We start from the raw sequence: 26059 nt of genomic DNA, 5'->3' as shown, positions 1-26059 counted from the left end.
TCCTTTTCCTGTTTCGATTTCCGGAGGTGATATGGCATTTCTAGACGACGGCTCCTGGAGCCCTGAAGACGCCCAGCGGTTCTACGAACTGATCGGCACCGGCTCAGCCGAAACCGACCTGGTCATGCTGATCGAGAACAAGGGTGCGCCAGTCGAAGGCGAACTCGACCGCCCCTTCGACGACGGCAAGGCGCGCATGAACATCGGCGGCTACTACTGGTCGGTGCAGGTGCCCGAGTCTTCCAGCCAGAACCAGGTCGTGCCCAACAACCTGATCGTTGCGCGTCGCAGCGACGCGGCCACCGCCACCATCGCCAGCCTGCTGCGCGCGCAGGAAAAAGACCTGAAGGTCGTCATCAGCGCCTTCAAGTCGGGCGGCGACGAGCGCTCGCCCGATGCGCAGTCGACCTTCGAGCTGGTGCTGGAGAACGCGCGCATCTGCCGGCTGGTGCTCAACTCCGGCGGCCACTGGGGCGTGCCCTCGGAGCTGATCTCCATCAGCTACCGCACGGTGAAGGTCAAGTCGGCACCGCAGAAGACCACCGGCTTGCGCGGCGCGGTGCGCGAATGCCAGTTCACCCGCGCCTGAGCCTCATCACCCCACCCAGGAGCCGCACACCATGACGACCGCCGCCGAATTCCTCAAGGCCGCCGATCCGGCCGCCGCCCTCAAGGCCCTGAGCGACGACGTGCGCGCCAAGCCTTCCGACAGCAAGCACCGCGTGTTCATGGCGCAGCTGCTCTGCGTGCTCGGGCAGTGGGAGCGCGCGCTCAACCAGCTGACCGTTGCGGCCGAACTCGACGCGCTCGCCGTGCCCATGAAACAGGTCTACGGCGAGGCCGTGCGCTGCGAGGGCCTGCGCGCCGAAGTGTTCGCCGGCACGCGCACGCCCATGATCTTCGGCCAGCCCGACCAATGGCTGGCGCTGCTCATCGAGTCGCTGCTGCGCCAGGGGCGCGGCGAGAGCGAACTGGCCGAGGACCTGCGCCAGCGCGCCTTCGACGGCGCGCCCGCCATCAGCGGCACCATCGATGGCGCACCCTTCGAATGGTTGGCCGATGCCGACATGCGACTGGGCCCGGTGCTCGAGGCCTTCGTCAACGGCAAGTACTACTGGATTCCGTACGCGCGGCTCGCGCACATCAAGATCGAACCGCCCGAAGACCTGCGCGACTGCGTGTGGATGCCCGCGCACCTGCAGTTCGAGAACGGCGGTGAAACCCTTGCGCTGATTCCCACGCGCTACGAGGGCACAGAGAAGGTGGAAGACGGCGAGCTGCGTCTCGCGCGCAAGACCGAGTGGCGCGAGCTGCGCCCCGAAGTCTGGGCCGGCTACGGCCAGCGCGTGCTCGGCAGCGACGCGGGCGAGTACGCGCTGATGGACGTGCGCGAGATCCTGTTCACGCAGGCCAGCGAAAGCGCTGCAGAGGCCGGAGAGGCCGAGGGCAGCGTCGATGGCTGAGCTCACCGCGCAGGAGCGGCTGCAGCCCTCGCTGCTCGATCGCCTCGTCGACAACGCACCCGACGAAAAGCGCGAGGGCGACGAGAAGCGCACGCTGACCAAGCAGGCGCTGCGCCAGGCCGTGCTGCGCGACCTCGGCTGGCTGTTCAACGCCACCGGCTACGGCCTCTCGATGGACGACAAGCAATACCCGAATGCGGCGCGCTCGGTCATCAACTACGGATTGCCTATGCTGTCTGGCCAGTTCACCTCGTCGGTGCAGCGTGTCAGCATGGAACAGGCTTTGAAGAACGCAATCCTGCAGTTCGAGCCGCGCATTTTGTCCCGCACACTCGAAGTGGAACTCGTCATGGAAGGCCCGGCACTGGACTCCCACAACAGCATCGGCCTGCAGATACGCGGCATGCTGTGGGCACAGCCCGTGCCGCTGGAGTTCCTGATGCGAAGCCGCGTTGACCTGGAAGAAGGACGCATCGAGATAGTGGACATGGCGCAAAACCCAAGGTGAGTCCCGCATGGACCCTCGGCTGCTGAGCCTGTACGAACAGGAGCTGCGCTACTTCCGCGAAAGCGCTTCCGAGTTCGCGCGGGCATTTCCAAAGATTGCGCATCGACTTGGCATCGAGGGCCAGGAAGTGGCCGACCCGTATGTGGAGCGGCTCATCGAGGCCACGGCGTTTCTTTCGGCGCGGGTGGGCCTGAAGCTCGATGCCGAGTACCCGCGCTTTACGGGCCACCTGCTCGACATCGTCTATCCGCACTTTCTTTCGCCCACGCCGGCGATGGTGGTCGTGTCTTTCGTGCCCGACCCCGACGACGCGAACCTTGCGACCGGCCCCACATTGCCGCGCGGCAGCGGACTGCGCGCACGGCAAGCGGTGGGGCAGAACACGCATTGCGAATTCCGCACGGCCAGTGCGCTGCGCATCTGGCCCATCGAAGTGCAGCGCGCGCAGTACTTCACCTACGCGCCCGACCTGCCGCTGAACACGCACCCGCAGTCGCGTTCCATCCGCGGCGGCCTGCGCATTGCGCTGCATGCCACGGCCGGCCTGAACTTCAGCCAGATCGCACTCGACGATCTGGTGTTGCACTTCGGCGGTGCCGAAGACGTGGCCTGGCAACTGCACGAATGCGCGCTGGGCCAGCCCATCGGCGTGCTGGTGCGGCCGCTCGCGCCCAGCGGCGCGCTGCAAGGCGCGGCGCAGAGCCTGCCCGCCAGCGCCATCGGCGCGGTCGGCTTCGAAGAAGACGAAGCGCTGCTGCCCACCACCGCCACCGGCTTCTCGGGCTTCAGGCTGCTGCAGGAGTACTTCGCGTTTCCGCAGCGCTTCCAGTTCGTGCGCATCGGCGGGCTCCAGGCGCTGCTCGCGGCCATGCCGGTGACCGACGTCGAAATCGTGCTGCTGTTCTCGCGCGGCGACGCAGCACTCGAAAAGCTGGTGAGCGCCGACAACGTGCAGCTGCACTGCGTGCCCGCCGTCAACCTGTTCAGCAAGCGGCTCGACCGCGTGCCCATGACCGAGGGCGTGAGCCAGTTCCACCTGGTGCCCGATCGCACGCGCCCCCAGGACTTCGAGGTGCACACCATCACCGAGGTCATCGGCCACGGCGCGCCCGGTGCCGATGCGGTCGCGGCCGAGCAACCTTTCAGGCCTTTCTATTCGGCCTTTCACGGCAGCCGCAACAGCCACCCGGCCTACTTCACGACCACGCGCGAGCCGCGCATGCTGTCGGTGCGACAGCGCACCGAGGGCAACCGCAGCAGCCACATCGGCTCCGAGGTCTACATGCAGATCGTCGATCCGCAGCAGGCGCCGTATGCGGCCACGCTGCGGCAGCTGGCGGTGACGGCGCTGTGCACCAACCGCGACCTGCCGCTTTTGATGCCGCTGGGCCGCGAGAACGACTTCGACTGCGTCGATTCATTTCCCGTGCAGCGCGTGCGCATGGTGCGCGGGCCGTCGCGGCCGGTGTCGCCGGTGGTGAGCCAGGGGCTGGGGTGGCGCGTGGTCGATCACCTTGCGCTGAACTACTTGTCGCTGTCCGACAGCACGCCGGAGCAGGGCGCGGCCGCGCTGCGCGAAACGCTGATGCTCTATGCCGTGCATGCCGACGAGATGCGCCAGGGCCAGGTGCGCGGCCTGCTGTCGGTGAAGTGCAAGCCGGTTGCGCGCCGCCTGCCGCTGAAGGGGCCGATCGCTTTCGGGCGCGGGCTCGAGGTGACGCTCGAAGTCGACAAGGACGCCTTTCATGGCCACAGCGCATTCCTGTTCGGGGCCGTGCTGGCGCGCTTCCTGTCGCGCCATGTGGAGGTGAACCATTTCGTCGAGACCGTGCTGCGCATCGCGGGCAAGGGCGAGACCATGCGCTGGAGGCCGCTGTGCGGGACGCGACAGATTCTGTGAGCACCCGCGTCGACAACGCGCTGCGCGGGTGGTCCGCGGAGCCGTGGTCGTTCGACTACTTTGCCGTCATGCGCCGGCTGGAGTCCGTCGCGAAGACCACGCCGCGCTGGGGCCGCGCGCTGCTGCCGAGCGCCGAGCCGGTGCGCGTGGGGCAGGAGCCATCGCTCTCGTTCGCGCCCGCGAGCTTCAGCCGCTTCGAGCCCGCCACAGCCTATTCGCCGCCGCGCCTGCGCCAGCACTTCTTCAGCTACATCGGCCCCAATGGTCCGCTGCCGGTGCACCTGAGCGACTTCATTCGCGAGCGCAGCCTGAACCATGGCGACCCGACGTGGCTGGCCTTTCTAGACAGTTTTTCGCACCGCTTCTCGCTGCACTTCTATCGCGCGTGGGCACAGTCGCGGCCGGCCGTGGCACTCGACCGGCCGGGCGAAGACCGCTTCCGCCTGCAGGTCGGTGCGCTGGTCGGCATCGGTACGCCGGGCCGCGTGGACCGCGACGAGATCCATGACGACGCGCGCCTGCATTTCTCGGGCTGGCTCGCGCGCCGCGTGCACAACGTGGAAAGCGTGGAGTCGGTGCTGTGCAGCTACTTCGGCGTGCCCGTGAAGCTGGAGCGCTGGGTCGGCCACTGGATGAGCCTGCCGGTGGCAGAGCTCACGCGGCTGGGGCAGGGCGAGAGCTCGCGCTCCATGGGCATGGGCGCCATGCTCGGCACCCGCGCCTGGGACCGCCAGCACCGCGTGCGCCTGCACCTGGGCCCGCTCACGCTGGAGCAGTACCGGATGTTCCTTCCCATCGGAAATGCGCGCCCCGTGCTGCAGCGCTGGATGCAGCAGCTGCTCGGCGACGAGCTTGAGTGGGACGCCGAGCTGGTGCTCGAGAAGGCGCAGGTTCCGCTCACGCGCCTTGGCGACGCGAAGGGCAATGCACCGCGCCTGGGCTGGGTGTCGTGGCTCGGGCAGCGCAAGCGTTCGCGCGATGCGGCGGACGTGCGCATCGGCAACCAGTCTTTCAACAAACCCATCTTCATTCGTTCAGAAGAGATACGGAGTCCCTCATGAGTGAAATCAGCCGCACCGCCCTTTTCGGCAAACTCAACTCGCTGGCCTACAAGGCCATCGAAGGCGCCACCGTGTTCTGCAAGATGCGGGGCAATCCGTACGTGGAGCTGGAGCACTGGTTCGCCCAGCTGCTGCAGGCGCAGGACTCCGACCTGCACCGCGTGATCCAGCACTACGGGCTCGACGTGTCGGTCATTGCGAAAGACATGACCACCGCGCTCGACCGCCTGCCGCGCGGCGCCACCGCCATCAGCGACTTTTCTCCGCACATCGAGAACGCCATCGAGCGCGCGTGGACCTATGCCACCCTGCAGTTCGGCGAGGCGCAGGTGCGCACCGGCTACATCCTGGTGGGCATGCTGAAGACGCAGAGCCTGCGCAACCCGCTGTTCGGCTTGTCGAAGCAGTTCGAGAAGGTCAAGGTCGAAGACCTGGCCGACAACTTCGCGAAGATCTGCGATGCCTCGCCCGAATCGCAGATGCGCGCGCAGGACGGCACCGGCATGGGCAGCGGCGCACCCGGCGAAGATTCGGGCGCGATGGCGCCGGCCGCCATGGGCAAGGGCGACGCGCTGAAGAAGTTCGCGGTCGACCTCACCGAGAAGGCCAAGAAGGGCGAGATGGACCCGGTCACGGGCCGCGACGAAGAGATCCGCCAGATCGTCGACATCCTCATGCGCCGCCGCCAGAACAATCCGCTGCTCACCGGCGAGGCCGGCGTCGGCAAGACGGCCGTGGTCGAAGGCTTTGCGCAGCGCCTCGCACGCGGCGACGTGCCACCGCAGCTGAAAGACGTGAAGCTGCTCACGCTGGACATCGGCCTGCTGCAGGCCGGCGCGAGCATGAAGGGCGAATTTGAGCAACGCCTGCGCCAGGTGATCGACGAGGTGCAGAGCTCGCCCACGCCCATCATCCTGTTCATCGACGAGATCCACACACTGGTGGGTGCGGGCGGCGCGGCAGGTACGGGCGACGCGGCCAACCTGCTGAAGCCGGCTTTGGCGCGCGGCAACCTGCGCACCATCGGTGCCACCACGTGGGCCGAGTACAAGAAGTACATCGAGAAAGACCCGGCGCTCACCCGTCGCTTCCAGGTGGTGCAGGTGCCGGAGCCCGACGAGACCAAGGCGATCCTGATGCTGCGTGGCGTGGCCAGCGTGCTGGAGAAGCACCACCGCGTGCAGCTGCTCGACGAGGCCATCGAGGCGGCCGTGAAGCTGTCGCACCGCTACATTCCCGCGCGGCAGCTGCCCGACAAGGCCGTGAGCCTGCTCGACACGGCCTGCGCGCGCGTGGCCGTGTCGCAGCACGCAACGCCGCCCGAGGTGGAAGACTGCATGCGCCGCATCGAAGGGCTCACGGTCGAGCAGGAAATCATCGGCCGCGAAGAAGCCATCGGCATCGACGTGACCAAGCGCGCAGCACAGGTCACCGCGCTGCTGGCCGAATCGAAGGTGCAGCTCGATGCGCTCAATGCGCGCTGGCAGGAAGAAAAGGGGCTGGTCGACCGGCTGCTCGAATTGCGCAGCAAGCTGCGCGCGGGCAACAAGCCGGTGGATACGCCTGCTGCTGCCACCGATGCGGCACCAGCCGCCGCCGAGCCCGCGCACGACCGAGCCGCGCTGCTCGCCGAGCTGCACGAGCTGCAGGCCAGGATCCACGCGGTGCAGGGCGAGTCGCCGCTCATCCTGCCTTCGGTCGACGAACAGGCCGTGGCCTCGGTGGTCGCCGACTGGACCGGCATTCCCGTCGGCCGCATGGTGAAGAACGAAGTGGAGGCGGTGCTCAAGCTCGCCGACACGCTCAACCAGCGCGTCATCGGCCAGAAGCACGGGCTGGAAATGATCGCGCGCCGCATCCAGACATCGCGCGCGCGGCTCGACAACCCGCAGAAGCCGATCGGCGTGTTCATGCTCTGCGGCACCTCCGGCGTGGGCAAGACCGAGACCGCGCTGGCGCTGGCCGAGGCACTGTACGGCGGCGAGCAGAACATCATCACCATCAACATGAGCGAGTTCCAGGAGGCGCACACCGTCTCCACGCTCAAGGGCGCGCCTCCGGGCTACGTGGGCTATGGCGAAGGCGGCATCCTGACCGAGGCGGTGCGCCGCCGCCCTTACAGCGTGGTGCTGCTCGACGAAGTCGAGAAGGCCCACCCCGACGTGCACGAGATCTTCTTCCAGGTGTTCGACAAGGGCTGGATGGAAGACGGCGAGGGCCGCATGATCGATTTCAAGAACACGATCATCCTGCTGACCACCAACGCCGGCAGCGAGCTGGTGATGAGCATGTGCCGCGACCCCGAGTTGCTGCCCGACTCCAACGCACTAGCCGATGCGCTGAAGGCGCCGCTGATGAAGGTGTTCCCGCCCGCGCTGCTGGGCCGCATCGTCACCATTCCCTATTACCCGCTGTCGCCCGAGATGATGAAGAAGATCGTGCGGCTGCAGCTCGGGCGCATCAAGAAGCGCGTCGAGACCAATCACGGCGTGCCCTTCGAGTACAGCGAAGCGGTGGTCGAGCAGGTGGTCGCGCGGTGCCAGGACCCGGAGTCGGGTGGGCGCGTGATCGACGCGATCCTTACCAACACCGTGCTGCCTACGATTTCTGTCGAGTATCTGCAGCGTCTGGCCTCTGGTGGGGAGATCCGCCGTGTTGCGCTGGACGTGAAGGATGCGGACTTCACTTACGCGTTCGACTGAGATGTCGTCTTGCTCTTTTATTCGCTGCGCTGGTTCGGGGTGCGATCACGCCGACGGGGTGCCTTGCTCCGCGAATGTCCCCCGGCCTGCGGCCTCCTCCTTTATTTCGCTGCGCAAGGCACCCCATCGGCGTGATCGTTGTTCGCATCGGTGGTTGATCGGCCAGCACCACAGCCGCGTCCATGTGCGAATGGCATCGGGTGCTCCCCGCAGCGAAATAAAGGAGGAGCCGAAGGCGGGGGACATTCGCGGAGGGGAGTACCCGGTGTCATTCGCACGCACCCCGAATGTCTTCCTGACTGACTGACACGCCACCACCATCAAGAGAAAAAAATGGCCGACCACGAGTTCCGCATAGAAAGCGATTCACCCGCGAAGGACGACCTGATGTTCTGGCGCATCGTCGGCCACGAGGCGCTTGCGCGTCCGTCGGCCTACGAGCTTACGGTGATCTCGCAGAACAAGGCCATCGAGGCCAAGGACATCCTCGGGCATGCCTTCGACGTGGTCATCGAGTTCCAGGATGCCGACGGCGGCACGCACGAGCGCCACTGCCAGGGCCATGCCGTGCGCTTCGTGCGCGCCGGCCACATGGGACGGCACTACGAATATCGCATCACCCTGCGCTCGTGGTTCTGGCTGCTCACCAAGCGCGCCAACTCGCGCATCCTGCAAGAAAAGAAAGTTCTCGAAGTGCTCGATGCCGTGTTCGAGGACAGCCCCATCAAGCGCTTCAAGAAAACCAAGGCCGACAACGTCGTCGGCACCCACAACCCGCGCCGCTACTGCGTGCAGCACCAGGAAAGCGACTACCAGTTTCTCTCGCGCCTGCTCGAGGACGAAGGCATCTACTACTGGTTCGACGCGCACGACGCCCCCGGAACCATGCACCTTTCGGACGCCAGCGACATGGCGCACGACAAGCTGCCCGCTGCCGACACCCTGCGCCACATGGCCACCAACGCCGCCGAGCCGCGCTTCAACGAAATCTCGCGCTGGGTCAGCGGGCGCCAGTTCGACACCGGCAAGCATGCCTCGCGCGACAGCGACTTCAAGGCCATCAAGAAGAAGCTGGGCTCGGACATCGATGCATCGGCCTCGCACGAACTGGCGGGCCTAGAAATCTTCGAGTTTCCGGGGGGCTACTTCACCGGCGACGATGCCGAGAACCGCGCCAAGCTGCGCGGCGACGAACTCAACGCGCGCCGCGACCGCCACTGGGCAATCACCACCTGGCCCGACGTTACCGCGGGCCGGGGCTTCAAGTACGAGGGCGACCCCGACGGCACGCGCAACGGCGAATACATCATCGCGGCCTGCACCTTCGTCGCCAGCCACCGCGGATACGAAGGCGTCAGCGCGAGCGCGGCGGCACAGCCAGTGCGCAGCGCACTGGCCAATGTGCTGCGCGACGATGCAGTCAACGCCGACACGCTGCAGGTGCTGGACGAACTGATCGCCAGCACGCCCGCGCTCCATGCCGCGCAGACCGGCAGCAGCGCCTTCCTGCTCACGGTGATCCCGACGGACCGGCTGTTCCGCACGCCACGCCTCACGCCGCGCGTGACCATGCCGGGCCCGCAGACCGCCATCGTGGTTGGCCCCAAGGGCGATGAGCTGCACGTGGACGAGCACGGCCGCGTGAAGGTGCACTTTCCGTGGGACCGCTACGACGAGAGCAACGAGAAGTCGACCTGCTGGGTGCGCGTGTCGCAGCCATGGGCCGGCAAGGGCTGGGGCGGGTACTTCGCGCCGCGCATCGGGCAGGAAGTGATCGTCGACTTTCTCAACGGCGATCCCGACCGGCCCGTCATCGTGGGCCGCGTCTACAACGACGACCAGCCCATTCCCTACAAGTCGCCCACGCAGAGCGGCTTCAAGACGCGTTCCACGCCCGGCGGCGGCGTGAACAACTACAACGAGATCATGTTCGAGGACAAGAAGGGCAGCGAGGCCCTGAACATCCACGCCGAGAAGAACATGAGCACCGTGGTCGAGAACGACCAGAGCCTGACCGTCCAGCACGACCGGACCATCACCGTCGAGGGCAAGGAAAGCCACACGGTCCTCAAGACCCAGATGAACCACGTGGTGAAGGCGCAGACCAACAAGTTCGACGACAACACCTTCACCACCACGCTGGGCAACCAGACCATCGGCACCAAGGGCACGCAGAGCACGGTGGTCGTGGGCGCGGTGTCGACGCACACCAATGCCACGTATGCGCTGACGAGCGTGGGCGCCTATTCGCAGACTTCGCAGTCGATCACGATCAACTCTGTGGCGGCGGTCAACCTGACATCGGGCGCCGGCGTCGCGATGGCCTCGGTCGGCGCGATGAAGATGACCACCAACGCCGATCGCACCGACGCATCGGCCGGAAGCCACAGCATCTTTTCCAATGCGATCAAGGCGGTGTCGAACTCCGACCTGAACCTGATCGCAGTGGGCAACATCAACGCCACGTCGGCCGGCTCCAACACCACGGTGCTGGGGCCCAATTCCAGCGGCTACATCGGCGTGAACAGCGAAGCCAACATGGGGATGGCGCGCTCGACCTTCATGGGGCTGTCCATCGACACCATGATGGGCCTGAGCATGGCCTCCTGCCTGGCCCTACAGATGGAGACGGCGGCGGCCCTCAAGCTCGGCTTCGCGGGCGTGGACCTGAGCATCTCTCCGGTGGACGTGGAGCAGCGGGCCACCAAGGTCATCATGCCGGGCGGCGGTGCCGGCGGAGGCGCGGGCGGGGCGTTTGCCATGGGCGCGTCCATCGGAGCCGCCATCGGTGCGGTGGCCTACTCAGCCGTGTCTTCGGTGGTCGACATCAACGCGACCTACGAGCAGTACGAGAACGCCTCGAAGGCGCTGAATGAGGCGGCGGCCCAGGCGCAAACCCTCGGGCTCAGCAGTCTGTCGGCGCGGCTGGCCGCTGCCAAGTCCATTACAGATGCGCGGCGCGACAGGGCTTGGTACGACCCGGACAACGCCAGGCTGCATTCGGACCCCGCCGATCGCGCCGCGGCATTCACGACCGACGGGAACCCGTTGAGCGCGCCGGTCAACGCCGTGTCAGGCCCGGCCGCACCGCCTGGCAGCACCGTGCCGGCGCCGCCGATGCCGGTATCGGCCCCCGCACCGGCCGGCAATCAGGCGCTGCCCTCGGCGCCCGAATAGCAGGGACACGCGCGAGATGCAGATACAGAAGCCGAACACCGCTGCGCTGAGCTTCAGGCCGATCGAGTACCGGTCGAAGGCCGGCCTGTGCCTGAGCACGATGCTGTTCGTTCCGATGTCGGCGTCCGGCGGCCTGCTGCGCGAGCAGTCGATGTGGGACTGCGTGGCGAAGCACATGGCGGTGCCGCTTATCGATGAAGGTGTCGCCAAGCTGACGTCCGAGTTCATGATCGTCGGCCGCGTCCATGCCGCCGACCCGAAGGCACGGGGCGCCGTGGCGCGCGCGCGGCTCGGCAATGCGGTCAAGTCGGTGCTGGCTTTTTCACCGCGCCACTGGGACGGCGACCGCGTCGTGCAGTCCGAGGTCTACCAGCCCGTGGCGCTGGACTGGGCCCATGCCTACGGCGGCCCCGGCTTTGCCGACAACATGCAGGGCATGGGGGCGGCCCCCGTGGACGGCGTGCATGCGCTGCCCCTGCTCGAATTGCCGGACTCGCGCGTCAGCGCACCGGGCGACGTGGTGCGGCCCGCGGGCTTCGGCGCGCTGGATGTGATGCACCCGCAGCGCGCCGCGCTGCGCGGCACTTACGACGACAGCTACCTGAAGACGCATGCGCCGGGCTTTCCACCCGATGTCGACTGGCGCCACTTCAACATGGCGCCGCGCGACCAGTGGCTCGACGCACCTCTGCGCGGCGACGAAGCATTCGCGCTGGAGAACATGCACCCTGCCACGCCTCTGCTGCAGGGCAACCTGCCGGGCCTGAAGGTGCGGGTGTTCGCCAACTACAGACTGCCTCCCGAGAAGGTCGCTTCGAGCGCGGAGGTGCACAAGCTCAAGGAAGTGCCCATGCGCCTGACCACCGTGTGGTTCTTCCCCGAGGCCGAACGCATGGTGCTGGTCTGGCACGGCCTGGCCGAAGTGGCCGAGCACGACGGCACCGACATCGCGCACCTGATGTGCGCCGTCGAGCGCCTTGGCGAGCCGCGTGGCGACGCTCATTACGCCGACGTGCTTGCGAAGCGGCTGGACCCGGTGCATGGCGGCATCGAAAGCCTGAACGATGCCGACCTGCTGCCTGACGGCATCGACACCACCGACCCCGATTTCGATCAGGCCAGCGCCGTCTTCAAGATGGACGGCCTGCAGGGCGATGCGCAGTTCCGGCGTGCCGAGATCGACGTGGCGCTGGCGCGCGAGAAGCTGATTGCCGATGGCAAGGACCCCGACGCCATGGGCCTGAAGATGCCGATGCGCGAAAAGCCGCCGGGCATGGGCGAACTGCCGGCGTACATCAAGGCGAAGCAGAAGGAGGCCGACCAGCAGCATTGGGCCGCGGTGGACGACATGGTCGCCCAGCTCGAGAAGGTCTTGCGCTTCGAGGACGAGCACAAGGTGAAGCTGGCCGACCTGGTGCATCGCGGACCGCCGCTCTACACCGCCGACAGGCACCTGGCCGAACTCAAGGCGCAGGGCGGCAGGCTGCCGATGCCCGAGGCGCAACTGCTGGCCAAGCTGCGGCAGAAGGAAGGCGTCGAGCGCCTGGGCTACCTGCAGTCGGCCCACATGCAGCCGCCGGCGTATCCGCTGCAAGGCAAGGAAGGCGAAGGGCGCAGGCAGGAGGCGCAGTGGCTGGCGGAGCACGGGCACCGCACGCTGCCGTGCATGGATCTCACGGGCGTCGATCTCTCGGGGCTGGACCTCAGCGGCTTCGACTTTTCCGGCGCGTGGCTGGAAAGCACCAACCTGCGCGGTGCCAACATCTCGGATTGCAACTTCACGGGCGCCGTGCTGGCCCATGCCGACATGCAGGGCTGCATTGCCGTGGCATCGGATTTCACCGGCGCGAACCTGGGGCGCGCCAAGTTGGCCGGCGCGGTGTTCGACCGTTCCAACCTGGGTGGCGCGATGCTGATGCACACCGCACTGGCGCAGACCCAGATGCGCCATGCCACCATGGCCGGTGCGAACCTGCTCGAAACCACATGGGGCCCGGCCGATTGGGGCTGCGCGCAACTGGCCGGCGGCGTCTTCTACAAGCTGGACCTGCAAGGTCTGGACCTGCGCGAAGCCGATCTGAGCGGCGCCAGCTTCATCGAGTGCGATGTGCGCGGAGTGGATTTTTCTGGGGCCACGCTGCAGTCAGCCACCTTCGTCACCTGCCGGCTGCAAGGCGCGCGCATGGTCGGCGCGCAGGCCAAGGGCGTGGTGTTCGTGAAAGGCACCGTCCTCGACGGGCTGGACGCCAGCGGCGCCGACTTGACCGGCGCCAACCTCGGGGAGTGCAGCGCCATAGGGCTGCGTGCGCCCCGGGCCAGGCTCGATGCCGCGAACCTCGGCATGGCCGACCTGCAAGGCGCCGATCTGCGACTGGCTTCTGCCAGGGGCACGCTCTTTCGCAAGGCGCGCTGCGCCCAGGCACGCATGGCGGGCATCAATTGCCAGGACGCGATCTTTTCGCATGCCGACCTGATCGGCGCGGACTTTCGCAAAGCCAATCTGTTCGCCGCCGATCTCACGCGCGTGGCCCTGAGCGGCGACACGCAGTTCGAAGGTGCGCTGATCACGCGTTCGCGCACATGGCCGCGCCTGACGCCAGAGCAACAGGCGCTCGCCGCGACCCGCAGCGCTGCCCGGGGCGGTGCGTCATGAGGGTGAGCGCCGAACTCCTCTCGCTGGGCGCGGGCCTGGGCGAAACCTTCGAGGCCCAGGACTTCAGTGGCGGCCACTATGCCAAGGCGTTCCTGGGCGGCGGCATCTTCACGCGCTGCACCTGGGGCGGTGCAGACCTGCGCGAAGCCGACGCGCGCGAAACCGTGTTCGACCAGTGCGACCTGGGCGGCGCCCTCTTCGCCGGCGTCAACCTGCGCCATGCGGTGTTCAACCGCTGCAAGCTGGACCACGCGGACTTTCGCGGTGCCAACCTGCATGCCACCACCTTCAACGAGTGCGACCTGACCCATGCGCAGTTCGGCGATGCATGGATGGGCATGGCCAAGCTGCATGCCTGTGCGCTCGACCATGCCGGCATGCAGCGTGCGCAGCTCGATGCCACCGTGCTGTCGAAATGCCGGCTGATCGATGTCAACGCCGACCAGTCGCGCTGGACGCACACGGTGGTGAGCGAGTGCGATCTCGACCAGATGACATGGATGGGCGCGCCGATGACCCGAGTGGTCTTCTCCAATGTGAGCCTGCGCAACAAGCACTTCGGGGGCGGCAACTATGCGTCCTGCCAGTTCTCGAGCGCTGACCTGAGTGGCAGCAGCTTTTCCGGCGCCCAGCTCGCGCAATGCAACTTCCAGGGCAGCACCCTGGACGGCTGCGACTTCAGCGATGTGGACGCACCGCATGCCGTTTTCTGCGAAGTCGCGGGCGAATCGGTGCGGTTCGCAAAGGCCCGTCTGCATCAGGCGTTGTTCACGCAGGCCGCACTGCCGGGCGCCAACTTCGCCGCGGCTCATTTGCACCAGTGCCACTTCGCGCAAGCCAAACTGCCGCGCGCGCTGTTCGTGCAGGCCGATTGCACCTATGTCGACTTCAAGCACGCCGACCTGCAAGGCGCCGACCTGCGCGACGCGAAGCTGTTTCGCACCGCCTTCCATGGCGCACTGCTGCAAGACGCGCAGTTCACGGACCGCACCCAGGCGCTGGGCACCGACGCCGACCTCGCGCGGGCCGAGCAGTGGGCGCCCGCCTGACCGATCACATCGATCGAATGCCATTCACTCCGAGGCCATCATGAGCACCACCTTTTCCACCCGCCGCGCGGCCTCCACGCCGCACAAGCCTCACAAGCCGCCCTCTACGCAAGCCGGCTGGCACCGCGCCCTGGTGCGCGAGGTTTCGGCGCAGGCCGTTTCGCTGCACGTCGGCGACCGCCAGGTCCAGGCACGACAGGCCTTCAGCTGCCTGGTTGCACTGCAGGCGGGCGATGCCGTCGCCGCCCTGCTCGACGACCAGCAGCAGTGGTGGGTGATGGCCGTGCTCGAACGCAGCGGAGCGCAGGACATGCAGTTGCAAGGCCAGGGCGCGCTCGAGCTGTGTGCCGAACGGGTCAGCGTCAACGCGCGGGACACCCTGTCGCTGGCCGCGCCGCAGGTGCGCCTGAATTGCGAGCAGGCCGATGCGACGGGCGAGCGCCTCAACCTCGTGGGCAGCGCAGTCAAGGCCATCGGCGCCACGCTCTCCACGTTGTTCGACCGCGTGCAGCACCACAGCCAGCAGCACATGCGCAGCACCGAGGGGCTGGACCGCACACAGGCCGGGCACATGGAACTGCAGGCCCGGCAGCTGCTGCAGATCCACAGCGAACACGCCCTGATCGACGGCGAGAAGCTGGTCAAGGCGCGCGGCGCGCAGATCCACCTGGGCTAGGGCCATCCCATGTTCGCCAACACCCAGATGATGGGCACCGACATGGGCTTTCCCGACGTGTGCCTCACGCCCACGCCGGCAGGCCCAGTGCCCATTCCGTACCCCAACATCGCGATGGGGCCGATGGCCATTCCGAACTGCCCCACGATTCTTTTCATGTGCACGCCGGCGCACAACCTGGGCACCACCATCCCGATGACCAATGGCGACAACGCGGGCGTGAACATGGGCGTGGCCTCGGGCTCGGTCATGGGGCCTTCGCGCCATCTGACAGGCGCTTTCACGGTGCTGCTCAACGGCATGCCCGCCACGCGCCTGACCAGCGTATCGCTGCAGAACAGCACCAACTGCCCGGGTGTGCGCGTGGTGCCCAGCCAGACGCTGGTGCTGCTGCTGGCGCCATAGAGGAACTGACAGAGCGAAGCCGGGCCGCCGTACCGGCGCAAGGGGAGAAAGCCGCAAATGGCTGATCATGAGTTCCGCATCGAAAGCGATTCGCCCGCCAAGGACGACCTGATGTTCTGGCGCATCGTGGGGCACGAGGCGCTGGCACGCCCGTCGACGTATGAACTCACCGTGCTGTCGGAGAACAAGGCCATCGACGCCAAGGACATCCTCGGGCGGGCGTTCGACGTGGTGATCGACTTCGAGGACATCGACGGCGGCAAGCATGAGCGGCACTGCCAGGGCCACGCGGTGCGCTTCGTGCGCGCGGGCCATGTGGGCCGCTACTTCGAATACCGCTTCACGCTGCGCTCGTGGTTCTGGCTGCTCACCAAGCGCAGCAACTCGCGCATCCTGCAGGAAAAGCCGGTGCTCGACGTGCTCGACGCGGTGTTCGAGGACAGCCCGATCAAGCGCTTCAAGAAAACCAGGACCGACAACGTGGTCGGCACCCACAAGCCGCGCCGCTATTGCGTGCAGCACCAGGAAAGCGACTATCAGTTCGTATCGCGCTTGCTGGAAGACGAAGGCATTTACTACTGGTTCGACGCGCACGACGCGCCTGGCACCATGCATCTGTCCGATGCGAGCGACATGGCACACGACAAGCTGCCCGCGGCGAGCACCTTGCGCTATGTGTCCGGCGACGCGGCCGAGGCACGCTTCAACGAAGTGTCGCGCTGGGTCAGCGAGCGGCAGTTCGACACCGGCAAGTACGCCTCGGCCGACAGCGACTTCAAGGCCATCAAGAAGAAGCTCGAAGCCGCCGGAGGCGAGCCCGACAAACACGAGCTGGCCGAGTTCGAGGCCTTCGAGTTCGCGGGCGGCTACTTCACCGGCGGCGACGCCGACGACAAGGGCAAGCTGCGCGGCGAGGAAATCGGCGCGCGCCGCCAGCGCCACTGGGCCCTTACGCCGTGGCCCGACGCGGCGGCGGGCCGCAGCTTCAAGTTCGAGAACGACCCCGACGGCACACGCGACAGCGACTACGTGATTGCCGCCTGCACCTTCGTCGTCAGCCACCCCGGCTACGAAGGCGCCGACGTCGAGACGCCGCGCACCCCGGTGGTCGAGCTGCTGCGCGAGGCGCTGGCCGACGACGCGGTGCTCGACGGCACGCTGCCCGCGTTCGAGGCCGTGGCCGAGCGCATGCCGTCGCTGCGCTCCGGTGCCTTGGGCGCGAGCGCCTTCCTGCTAACGGTGTTTCCGGTCGACATGCCGTTCCGCCCGCCGCGCCTCACGCCGCGCGTGGTGATGCCGGGGCCGCAGTCGGCCATCGTGGTCGGGCCGGCCGGCGAGGAGATCCACGCTGACGACTTCGGCCGCGTGAAGGTGCACTTTCACTGGGATCGCTACGACAAGAGCAACGAGAAGTCGACCTGCTGGGTGCGCGTGTCGCAGCCTTGGGCCGGCAAGGGCTGGGGCGGGTATTTCTGCCCGCGCATAGGGCAGGAAGTGATCGTCGACTTTCTCAACGGCGACCCCGACCGGCCATTGATTACCGGCCGCGTCTACAACGACGACCAGCCCATTCCCTTCGGCACCCACACGCAAAGCGGCTTTCGCACGCGCTCCACGCCCAAGGGCAGCGCGGCCAACTGCAACGAGTTCCGCTTCGAGGACAAGAAGGGCGCGGAGCAGGTGTACCTGCATGCCGAGAAGAACCAGGACATAGAGGTCGAGAACGACGAGACGCACTGGGTCGGCCACGACCGCACGAAGACCATCGACCACGACGAGACCACCCACGTGAAGCACGACCGCACCGAGACGGTCGACAACAACGAGACCATCACCGTGCACGGGCAGCGCACGGAAACGGTGGACAAGAACGAGACCATCACGATCCACCAGAACCGCACGGAGACGGTGGATCTGAACGAGACGATCTCCATCGGTCAGAACCGCACGATCACGGTCGGGGCGAGCGAGACGGCCACGGTGGCGTTGCAGCGCACGCATACGGTGGGGATCAACGAGACCATCACCGTCGGCGCGGCGCAGGAGATCACCGTGGGGGCGATGCAGGCGGTGACGGTGGGGGCGAGCCAGACGATCAATGTGGGGGCCAACCAGTCGAGCACGATCGGCGCCAACCGGTCGGTGGACGTGGGGGCGAACCTGTCGACCAACGTGGGCGCCGACGAGTCGCGCGCCGTGACCGCGGGGCGGACCACCAGCGTAGGCAAGGACGACTCGCTTTCCGTGGGCAAGAACCTCGTGATCGAGGCGGGCGATTCCATCTCCATCACCACGGGCAGCGCCAGCATCACGATGAAGAAGGACGGAACCATCGTCATCAAGGGCAAGGACATCACGATCGATGCCTCGGGAAAGATCAACCAGAAGGCGGGCGGAAACATCCTCATGAAGGGTTCGAAGATCCTTCAGAACTGACGGCATTCAAGGAGAACGACCATGAGTGGCAGGGACCTGATCGAAGCGCAATTGGGGGCGGTGGTGGGAGAGCCCGCGGCCATCGCGCCATGGAGCCCGGTGGCGACCGGCGAGCTGATCGCCATCGCGGACGAGGGGCTAACGCCGCTCGTCATGTTCGAAGGGCAGCCCGGCACGGCGGCCGTGCGTGCGCGCAGCGTGGTGGACCTGCACGGCGCGCATATCGGCCAGCGCGTGGTGCTGATGTTCGAGCACGCCGATCCGGCACGCCCGATCGTGATGGGTGTGCTGCGTGGCGCGCAGGGCTGGCCGCTGCCCGATGCGCCGGCGCAGGTGGAGGTCGATGCCGATGGCGAGCGCATGCTGGTGAGCGCGAAGGACGAACTGGTGCTGCGCTGCGGCAAGGCCAGCATCACGCTCACACGGGCTGGCAAGGTGCTGATCCAGGGCAGCTATGTGTCGAGCCGCTCGACGGGCGTCAACCGGGTCAAGGGTGGCTCGGTGCAATTGAACTGAGCGCGAAGGACGGCGCGTGGAACTTCTCAATGCCACCCGCATGGTCGCGGGCTTCAACCTGGGCGTCGAGCAGAGCGGACGGGAACTGCTCGTGGTGGTTGCCAAGGGCACTTTCCGCATCCCGCCGCCCGATGCGCCGGACAGCATCGCGCTGCACGAGACGCAGTTGCCGCTGGTGATGGCCGACACCTTCACCGGCGCGCCGGGGCTGTCCGCACCGGTGTACGAAGTGGATTTCGCGCCGCGCAAGCCGCGCTGCGACATCCTGCTGCTCGGCAGCGCGTACGCACCGCGCGGGCGGCCCGCGGCGCGCGTCGAGGTGGGCCTGCGGGTCGGCAACTGGAGCAAGACGTTCGCCGTGGTGGGGCCGCGCCAGTGGGAGTGCGGGCTGGCCGGTGTGGGCGCCACGCCGCCGGGCGTGTTCGTACGGCAGCCGGTTTCATACGACGTGGCCTTCGGCGGCACCGACCTGATGCACGAAGACCCGGGCCAGCACGCCGCCTTCATGGCCAACCCTGTCGGCCGCGGTTTCCACAGGCACATGCGGGTGGAGTGGGTCGAAGGCCAGCCGCTGCCTGCTACGGAAGAAATCGACCGTGCCGTGCGCAGCCCCGACGGCAACTACCGGCCGATGGCCCTCGGGCCGGTCGGGCGCGGATGGGACCCGCGCTATCGCTTTGCCGGCACCTACGACCAGGCGTGGCAGGAGAAGCACTTTCCTTTCCTGCCGCCCGATTTCGACGAACAGTATTTCCAGGCAGCGCCGCTCGACCAGCAGGTGCCGCTCGATCATTTCCGCCACGGCCCGGTCGAGGTGCTGCTGGCCAACCTGACGCCCGAGGGGCTGACACGCTTCACCATTCCGCACCTGATGGCGCCGGTGCATGTGTTCACCCGCGACGGCGAACGCGAAGACCACACAGCTACGCTGGACACGGTGGTCATCGAGCCCGACGAAGGACGCTTCAGCCTCACGTGGCGCATGACGCGGCCGCTGAGGAAGGACATCTTCGAGATCGCGCAGGTCATGGTTGGCAAGAAGGGGCGCGAGTGGTGGCAGCAGCGCGATGCCACGCCGTTTCCCATCCCCGTCATCATGGTGCCGATGGAGAATGAGGACGCCGAGGAGGACGAACTGGCATGAGCACGACGCAACCCTGCGCCATCGCCATCCGGCGCACCGGCCTCGTGACCAGTGTGGGGCTGAATGCGGCCGCGTCCTGCGCGGCGATCCGCGCCAAGGTCACCAACCCGAGCGAGACGCGCTTCATCGACTCGGACGGCGAGCGGATCATGGCGCACGAGGTGCCGCTCGAAAAGCCGTGGCGCGGGCGCGCCAAGCTCGTGCGCATGGCAGCGCTGGCGGCGCAGGAATGCCTGGCAGGCGTGGCGCGCGAGCGGTGGGATGAAATTCCTCTGCTGCTGTGCGTGGCCGAGCAGGAGCGGCCGGGACGCCTGGAAGGACTGGACGACCTGCTGTTCGAGGAACTGCAGGACCTGCTGGGCGCGCGCTTCTCGAGCGATTCGCTCGTGGTGGCGCATGGTCGCGTGGGCGCACTGGTGGCGCTGGCGCAGGCGCAGAGGTTGATCGGACAGGAAGGCGTGCCGCAGGTGCTGGTGGTTGCCGCCGACAGCCTGCTGAGCTGGCCGACGCTCGGCGCCTACGATCGCGATCACCGCCTGCTGACCGCGGAGAACTCGAACGGCTTCATTCCCGGCGAAGGCGCCGGTGCGCTGCTGCTGGGGCTGCCGGGGGGCGAGGGCGGCCTGCTGTGCACCGGTATCGGGTTCGGCATCGAGAAGGCGCACATCGATACGGAAGAGCCACTGCGCGGCGACGGCTTGAGCGCGGCCATCGAAGCGGGGCTGGCGCAAGCCGGCTGCGCCATGCACGACATCGACTACCGCGTCACCGATCTCTCGGGCGAGCAGTACTACTTCAAGGAGGCGACGCTTGCGCTCGCGCGCACGCTGCGCCAGCGCAAGGAGAGCTTCGATATCTGGCATCCGGCGGAGTGCATCGGCGAAGCGGGGGCCGTGGCGGGCGTCGCGGTGCTGGCGGTGGCAGATGCCGCATGCCGCCGGGGGTATGCGCCCGGGCCAGTCGTGCTGGCGCACATGGCGAACGATTCAGGGCAGCGGGCCTGCGCTGTGATGTGGCGCGACGCGGCGGAGGACGTCCGGTGAGCAACAAGGTCTTCGCCAATGCCATGGAGATCTCGTGCAAGGCCGCGAGCGGCAAGACCATGTGCGCATTCCCGGATGTCTGCTTCACCCCGCCGCAAACGCCAGCCACCCCGCCGGGCGTGCCGCTGCCGTATCCGAACACGGGCTTCTCGTCGGACACCACCGACGGCTCGACCACCGTCGAGATCTCCGGTCAGCAGGTGATGCTCAAGAACAAGAGCTACTTCAAGCGCAGCAGCGGCGACGAAGCCGGCTGTGCGCCCAAGAAGGGCCTGCTGACGAGCACCAACACGGGCAAGATTTATTTCTCGCGCTGGTCGATGGACGTGCTTGTGGAAGGAGAGAACGTGGTGCGTCACCTCGACATCACCACGCACAACCACAGTTCGTACCCGGGCAACGAATCGATTCCGTGGCCACACCTGGAGTCCATGGCGCCCGGTGCGGCCAAGGCGGCGTGCGACAAGGAGGTCAAGCGCGAGAAGGCTGCCTGCAAGGACTTCAAGAAGCAGGGCACGAAGAACGTGTGCGCCGCCGCGGGCATGAACATCGGCATCAAGAAGCAGCGCGGACGCGGCGCCGACTGGAACAAGATGTCGCTCGATGCCATCAAGGGCAAGGAAGCGGCCGACAAGTGCCTGCGCGCGCGCAAGTGCCGGCTGGTGCCCTACAACGCGCAGAAAGACGGCGTGAAGGGCTGCTGCCCGAGCCAGACGCCGGACCACGTCATTCCGAAGAGCTCCTTCTACACGGGCTCGGTCTCCAAGGGCAAGAAGCTGCCAGGCTGGAAGAAATACAAGATGAGCGCCGCACCCTGCATGTGCGCCGAGGGGCCGAGCAACACCGAGGGCAGCCACGGCCTGCGCCATGCCGCCCACAAGTTCATGGGCAAGAAGGTGGGTGCCGGCACGACGCAGTCGTTCGCCAAGGAACTCAACCTCTGCGTGAAGAGCGCGCAGAAAGTGTTCAAGTCATCGAACTGCAGCAACAAGTGCCTGAAGGCGCAATTGAACGAAGGGCACAAGGACATGTGCTCGAAGGACCTGAAGGACGCCGAGGTGAAGCATTCGCCCTCGGGGTCGGACGTGGCGAGCGAGGCCAAGCTGAACCCGCTCAAGGCGCTGGGTCCGCCGCTTCCCTGATTCAACGGAGATCGAACGATGGCGAAACCACAGACGCTGCAAATGGCCAAGGCCAACCTGTTCAGTCGCGCCGCGGCCCGCACGGCGGAGCTGGTGTACGTGGCCATGCAGGACAAGAAACTGCACAAGAAGGAGGTGCCGCACACCCGCATCGGCGGTATCTACAAGGGAGCCGTCGGCGGCGCCGGCGATGTGGATTGGCGCGCCGCGGGCATGTGCTTCGTGCGCAAGCCAGCCGAGAAGCTCGTCGCCGTGTCGGGCGACGGCAAGGTCTTCACCTATGTAGGCGGACAGGAAGGGAGCGAGAAGATCCGCGACGCCTTCGACCTGCGTGCCTGCTCCGCCATCGACGGCCATGCCTATGCCTGCGGCATGAACCGCGAGGTGTTCCGGCGCGCGGGCGAAGGGAAATGGACCGCGATGCATGCGCCCGGTGCCGACGGCGACGACGATATCGCGGGCTTCGAGGCTATCGACGGCTTCGGCGCGGACGACCTCTATGCGGTCGGCTGGGAAGGGGAGATCTGGCATTGGCAGAGCGGCGCGTGGACGCAGGGGCCGAGCCCGGTGAACGTCGTGCTCAGCGGCGTGTGCTGCGCCGGAGACGGCAACGTCTACGCCTGCGGCCAGTCGGGCACGCTGCTGCGCGGCCGGGGGCAGGACTGGGATGTGCTCGAGACCGACGGCCTGATCGACGACTTCTGGGACCTGCGCTGGTTCATGGGCCGCCTGTACGTGGCGAGCATGAGCGCGCTGTACGAGTTGCAGGGCGACGTGCTGGTGCCGGTCGACTTCGGCCCCGACGCGCCCGACAGTTGCTACAAGCTCACCGATGCCGAAGGCGTGCTGTGGTCCATCGGGCAGCAGAACATCTGTTCGTTCGACGGTGCCGCGTGGCGCCGCTGGGAATGAGCGCAAGGCCATGAACTCCGGCGCGGCGGACACGGTCGGCGTGGCCCTGAACAGGCCCGTTCCGGCTGTCGTTGCACAGCATGTGGAAGAGTGCGCGGTGCTCTTCCACGTGCGAGCGCGCATGGTCGACGCGCCGCATGTCAGGCTGCATCACCTGCGCCGCCTTGATGACCGGCTGGCTGCGCACCTCGACGGGCTGGCCGTGGCGGGTGAGTACGGCGCGCACTTGTGTGCGAAGGCGCTGGCCACGCCCGGCCCCGGCGAACTCTTCGCGGCCACTGCGTTGGCGCTCGACACGCATGACGGGCCCTGTCTCGACAAGGTCCTGGCACTGGCGCAGGCCTTGCCAGAGTGCCGGCCCGGCGTGTTGTCGGCCTTTGCATGGGTGTCCGCGCCGTCGCTGCGCGGCATCACGGGCAAGCTGCTGGCCTCGCCGGTGGCGTTCCAGCGCATGGTCGGCATCCTGGCCTGCGATGCGCACCGCGTCGATCCGGGCGCGGCGCTGGTGACGGCGCTCGGGGACCCCGATCCGTTGCTGCGTGCACAGGCGCTGCGCGTTGCCGGCGAGTGCGGCAGGCTCGATCTGCAACACGCCTGTGTGCGCGCCCTTGCCGACGATGACGCCGGCTGCCGCTTTCAGGCCGCGCGCTCGGCGGTCCTGCTCTGCGACCGGCACGCGGCGACCCAAGTGCTGCAGCAGGAGGCGCAGACAGGCCGACCGCATCGCGCGCAAGCCATCGCATTGCTGCTCAAGCTCACAGCACCGGAGCAGGCGGTGCCGATCCTGAAGTCGCTGTTCGAGGCGCAGGCGGATGTCCGCGCATTGATCCGCAGCCTCGGCGTGAGTGGAGATCCGCAATGGGTTCCGTGGTTGATCGACCGGATGGAAGCCCCGGAGCTGTCGCGCCTGGCGGGCGAGTCTTTCACGCTGATCACCGGCATTGATCTCGCGGTGCACGACCTGGAGTGCAGGCCGCCCGAAGGCATCGAGACCGGACCGGTGGACGACCCCGCGGACGGCGATGGGGCCCTGGACGAGGACGACGGCCTGCCCTGGCCCGATGCGGGGAAAGTCGCCGACTGGTGGGCCGCCCGCGCGCAGAGCTTTACGGCGGGCGTTCGCCATTTCATGGGCGCGCCGCCATCGTGGGAGCACACCCTGCGGGTGCGCAAGGAGGGCTGCCAGCGGCAACGCCGCGCGGCGTCGGAATATCTGTGCCTGCTGCGGCCCGGCACGATGCTTTTCCCGACGGATGTGCCAGCCTGGCGCCAGCAGCGCTGGCTCGACGAGTCGGAGGCCTGAATACCCATGCGCGCCCCGTTCATCCTCGCGACCGTGGCCATCGCATTCGCGGTGGCGGCTGCCGCGCGGTGGCTGCGCGGCGTGCCACGCCGAGTCGACTCCGCCACCCGCACCTGGCTCCTCATCGCCCTCATCTTCACCGCCGTGGCTGCCTGGCTGCAATGGCATACCTCTTAAGGCGAGATTGCCAACATGTCCCACGGAATGAATACTCCTTGCGAGTTTGTTCGGGCGCATTCAGGCACAGAGCCTTCGGGGGCCGATTCATGATCCATATCGCTGTCATCACCCGGCAAGGCGCTCCGGCGGGGCAGGCCATTGCCGCGGACTTCGGACCCAATGGCGGGACCATCGGCCGGGCCGACACCAACACGCTGGTGCTGGACGACCCGGACCGCACGGTCTCGCGCGTGCATGCGCAGGTGCTGTGCCGCGACGGGCAGTACTTCGTCATCGACCGGGGCAGCAACCCTATGCAGTGCAACGGCGTGTCGCTGGGCTCGGGCAAGGAGGCCGCGCTGACCGATGGCGCGCGGCTGGTGGTGGGCAGCTTCGAGCTCACGGTGCGCGTGACGGCCGCCGCGCCGCCGTCGCTGGCCATCCCGAACACGGTGCTTGGAGGGGCTGCCATGGCCGCGCCAGCCGCACCTTCGAGTGACGACCCCTTTGCCGACCTGCTGGCGGGCCTCGCGCCGCCGGCAGCACCAGCGGCAGCGCCCGCCCCAACCCCTGCCACGGCACTGCCTGATTCGCTGTTGTTCCCCGACCCGATGGAAAGCGGATCGCGCAACGTGCAAGCCGCGCAGATCGATCCGTTCGCGAACCTGCTGGGGCCCACGCCGTCGTCGACGCCGGCGGCCGGTCTTGGCGCGCTCGACGATTTCTCCGACCTCGGCGCGCCGCCCGCGCACGGCAAGGCCGCGGGCATCGACGAGCTGTTCGGCGGCATGGGCAATAGTGGCGGCGGCATCGGCGGCGATCCGCTTGCGCTGTCGCCGCTGGCCGATCCGCTGCTGCAGCCCAACACCGCTTCCGAAGCCGATCCGCTGGCCGCGCTGCAGCACGCGGCGCCGCGTACGCCCACGCCGCGCTCCGACCATCTGCCGATCGACCAGTTCGGCTTCACGCCGCCGAAGGCCATCGAGCCGCCACCGCCGCCTCCGCCGCCTGCACCGCCTCCGGTAGTTGCGCCGGCGCCCGTGCAAGCGCTGGCGCAGTTCGACGACATCACCGGCCAGCCGATACGCATCAGCGGGCCGGAGAATTCCGGCAGGCCCGCCGAGTCGCTGCCGCCGCCCATCGACATCGCGCCTGCGCCACCAGCCAGGCGCACCGCGGCAACGCCGCCGCCAGAGCGCATCGCCACCGATGACGAGCTGCTCGCCGCCTTCCTGCGCGGCCTGGCCAGCACGCACCAGCCACCCGAGATGCTCACGCCGGGCCTGATGGAGCGCATCGGCTCGATGCTGCGCAGCGCCACCGAGGGCACGCTGCAGCTGCTGCTCACGCGCCAGGAGTTCAAGCGCGAGGTGCGCGCCGAGGTCACGATGATCGCGGCGCAGGCCAACAACCCGCTGAAGTTCTCGCCCACGGTCGAGGTGGCGCTGGCCCATCTGCTGGGGCCCGGCGTGCGTGGCTTCATGCCGCCCGAGGCCGCGATGCGCGATGCCTTCAACGACCTGCGCGCGCATCAATTCGGCGTGATGGTGGGCATGCGCGCGGCGCTGGCCCATGTCATCGGGCGCTTCGAGCCGGCGGAGCTGGAGAAGAAGATCAGCGCGAAGTCGGCGCTCGACGCGCTCTTCAGCGCCAACCGCAAGGCCAAGCTCTGGGACCAGTTCGTGTCGCTCTATGGCGGCATCGCGAGCGAGGCGGAGGACGACTTCCACAGCCTCTTCGGCAAGGCCTTCCTCGAGGCCTACGAAGAGCAGATGGCACGCCTGAAGTCCGACGCCTGAAAAGAATCAAA

General features: G+C 67.4%; 20 protein-coding genes. All 20 read left to right on the top strand.

The genetic code is table 11. The features are described 5' to 3' along the window. The first annotated feature begins 31 nt into the window (after window positions 1-31). The 20 genes from ACZYSP_RS13305 (at window position 32) to tagH (ending at window position 26048) form a co-directional block, all read left to right on the top strand. Window positions 32-589, top strand: a complete 558-nt coding sequence (locus tag ACZYSP_RS13305) for a type VI secretion system tube protein Hcp (RefSeq protein WP_093058742.1) — start codon at window positions 32-34, stop codon at window positions 587-589. A 31-nt stretch (window positions 590-620) separates the two neighbouring features. Further along, window positions 621-1463, top strand: coding sequence for a type VI secretion system accessory protein TagJ (locus ACZYSP_RS13300; RefSeq protein ID WP_489014644.1), 843 nt, complete (start codon window positions 621-623; stop codon window positions 1461-1463). Further along, window positions 1456-1971: a type VI secretion system baseplate subunit TssE gene (gene tssE, locus ACZYSP_RS13295; protein ID WP_093058744.1), complete on the top strand. Its 516-nt coding sequence runs from the start codon at window positions 1456-1458 to the stop codon at window positions 1969-1971. Before ACZYSP_RS13300 ends, tssE begins: the two co-directional genes overlap by 8 nt. Window positions 1972-1978: 7 nt before the next feature. Then, window positions 1979-3871, top strand: coding sequence for a type VI secretion system baseplate subunit TssF (gene tssF, locus ACZYSP_RS13290; protein ID WP_307615282.1), 1893 nt, complete (start codon window positions 1979-1981; stop codon window positions 3869-3871). Then, on the top strand, window positions 3868-4932 hold the full coding sequence (tssG, locus tag ACZYSP_RS13285; protein WP_256216773.1) for a type VI secretion system baseplate subunit TssG: 1065 nt from the start codon (window positions 3868-3870) through the stop codon (window positions 4930-4932). Before tssF ends, tssG begins: the two co-directional genes overlap by 4 nt. After that, window positions 4929-7634 carry a type VI secretion system ATPase TssH gene (gene tssH, locus ACZYSP_RS13280; protein ID WP_489014640.1) on the top strand — a complete coding sequence of 902 codons (2706 nt, stop codon included), beginning with the start codon at window positions 4929-4931 and terminating at the stop codon, window positions 7632-7634. Before tssG ends, tssH begins: the two co-directional genes overlap by 4 nt. Before the next feature lie 333 nt (window positions 7635-7967). Continuing rightward, window positions 7968-10811, top strand: a complete 2844-nt coding sequence (locus tag ACZYSP_RS13275) for a type VI secretion system Vgr family protein (protein ID WP_489014639.1) — start codon at window positions 7968-7970, stop codon at window positions 10809-10811. 16 nt (window positions 10812-10827) lie between these two features. Then, the gene (locus tag ACZYSP_RS13270) at window positions 10828-13464 is read left to right on the top strand and encodes a DUF2169 family type VI secretion system accessory protein (RefSeq protein ID WP_489014638.1); all 2637 of its coding nucleotides are present in this window, start codon (window positions 10828-10830) and stop codon (window positions 13462-13464) included. 2 nt (window positions 13465-13466) lie between these two features. After that, entirely contained in the window at window positions 13467-14513 is a 1047-nt protein-coding gene (locus ACZYSP_RS13265; protein WP_489014637.1) for a pentapeptide repeat-containing protein, read from the top strand. 40 nt (window positions 14514-14553) lie between these two features. Beyond that, window positions 14554-15189, top strand: a complete 636-nt coding sequence (locus tag ACZYSP_RS13260; protein ID WP_489014635.1) for a DUF3540 domain-containing protein — start codon at window positions 14554-14556, stop codon at window positions 15187-15189. A gap of 9 nt (window positions 15190-15198) precedes the next feature. Then, window positions 15199-15594, top strand: a complete 396-nt coding sequence (locus ACZYSP_RS13255; protein ID WP_489014633.1) for a DUF4150 domain-containing protein — start codon at window positions 15199-15201, stop codon at window positions 15592-15594. Between the two features lie 57 nt (window positions 15595-15651). Beyond that, complete coding sequence (locus tag ACZYSP_RS13250) at window positions 15652-18030, top strand: type VI secretion system Vgr family protein (protein ID WP_489014631.1); 2379 nt, start codon at window positions 15652-15654, stop codon at window positions 18028-18030. 21 nt (window positions 18031-18051) lie between these two features. After that, entirely contained in the window at window positions 18052-18546 is a 495-nt protein-coding gene (locus tag ACZYSP_RS13245) for a DUF6484 domain-containing protein (protein WP_489014629.1), read from the top strand. 16 nt (window positions 18547-18562) lie between these two features. Further along, window positions 18563-19690, top strand: coding sequence for a DUF2169 family type VI secretion system accessory protein (locus tag ACZYSP_RS13240; RefSeq protein WP_489014627.1), 1128 nt, complete (start codon window positions 18563-18565; stop codon window positions 19688-19690). Continuing rightward, complete coding sequence (locus ACZYSP_RS13235; RefSeq protein WP_489014625.1) at window positions 19687-20733, top strand: hypothetical protein; 1047 nt, start codon at window positions 19687-19689, stop codon at window positions 20731-20733. The genes ACZYSP_RS13240 and ACZYSP_RS13235 overlap by 4 nt, the downstream gene beginning before the upstream one ends. Then, window positions 20730-21875, top strand: a complete 1146-nt coding sequence (locus ACZYSP_RS13230; protein ID WP_489014623.1) for a PAAR-like domain-containing protein — start codon at window positions 20730-20732, stop codon at window positions 21873-21875. The genes ACZYSP_RS13235 and ACZYSP_RS13230 overlap by 4 nt, the downstream gene beginning before the upstream one ends. An 18-nt stretch (window positions 21876-21893) precedes the next feature. Further along, window positions 21894-22787 (top strand): hypothetical protein, encoded by an 894-nt coding sequence (locus tag ACZYSP_RS13225; RefSeq protein WP_489014621.1) that lies wholly within the window; start codon window positions 21894-21896, stop codon window positions 22785-22787. 10 nt (window positions 22788-22797) lie between these two features. After that, window positions 22798-24090: a TIGR02270 family protein gene (locus tag ACZYSP_RS13220; RefSeq protein ID WP_489014619.1), complete on the top strand. Its 1293-nt coding sequence runs from the start codon at window positions 22798-22800 to the stop codon at window positions 24088-24090. Between the two features lie 6 nt (window positions 24091-24096). Continuing rightward, window positions 24097-24267: a hypothetical protein gene (locus ACZYSP_RS13215; protein ID WP_489014617.1), complete on the top strand. Its 171-nt coding sequence runs from the start codon at window positions 24097-24099 to the stop codon at window positions 24265-24267. An 89-nt stretch (window positions 24268-24356) separates the two neighbouring features. Next, window positions 24357-26048: a type VI secretion system-associated FHA domain protein TagH gene (tagH, locus tag ACZYSP_RS13210; RefSeq protein WP_489014615.1), complete on the top strand. Its 1692-nt coding sequence runs from the start codon at window positions 24357-24359 to the stop codon at window positions 26046-26048. Window positions 26049-26059: the final 11 nt, after the last annotated feature.

The organism is Variovorax sp. F042 (assembly GCF_057814215.1).
Note: the sequence above shows the minus strand (reverse complement) of the source record. Positions and strands in the feature narration are given on the sequence as shown.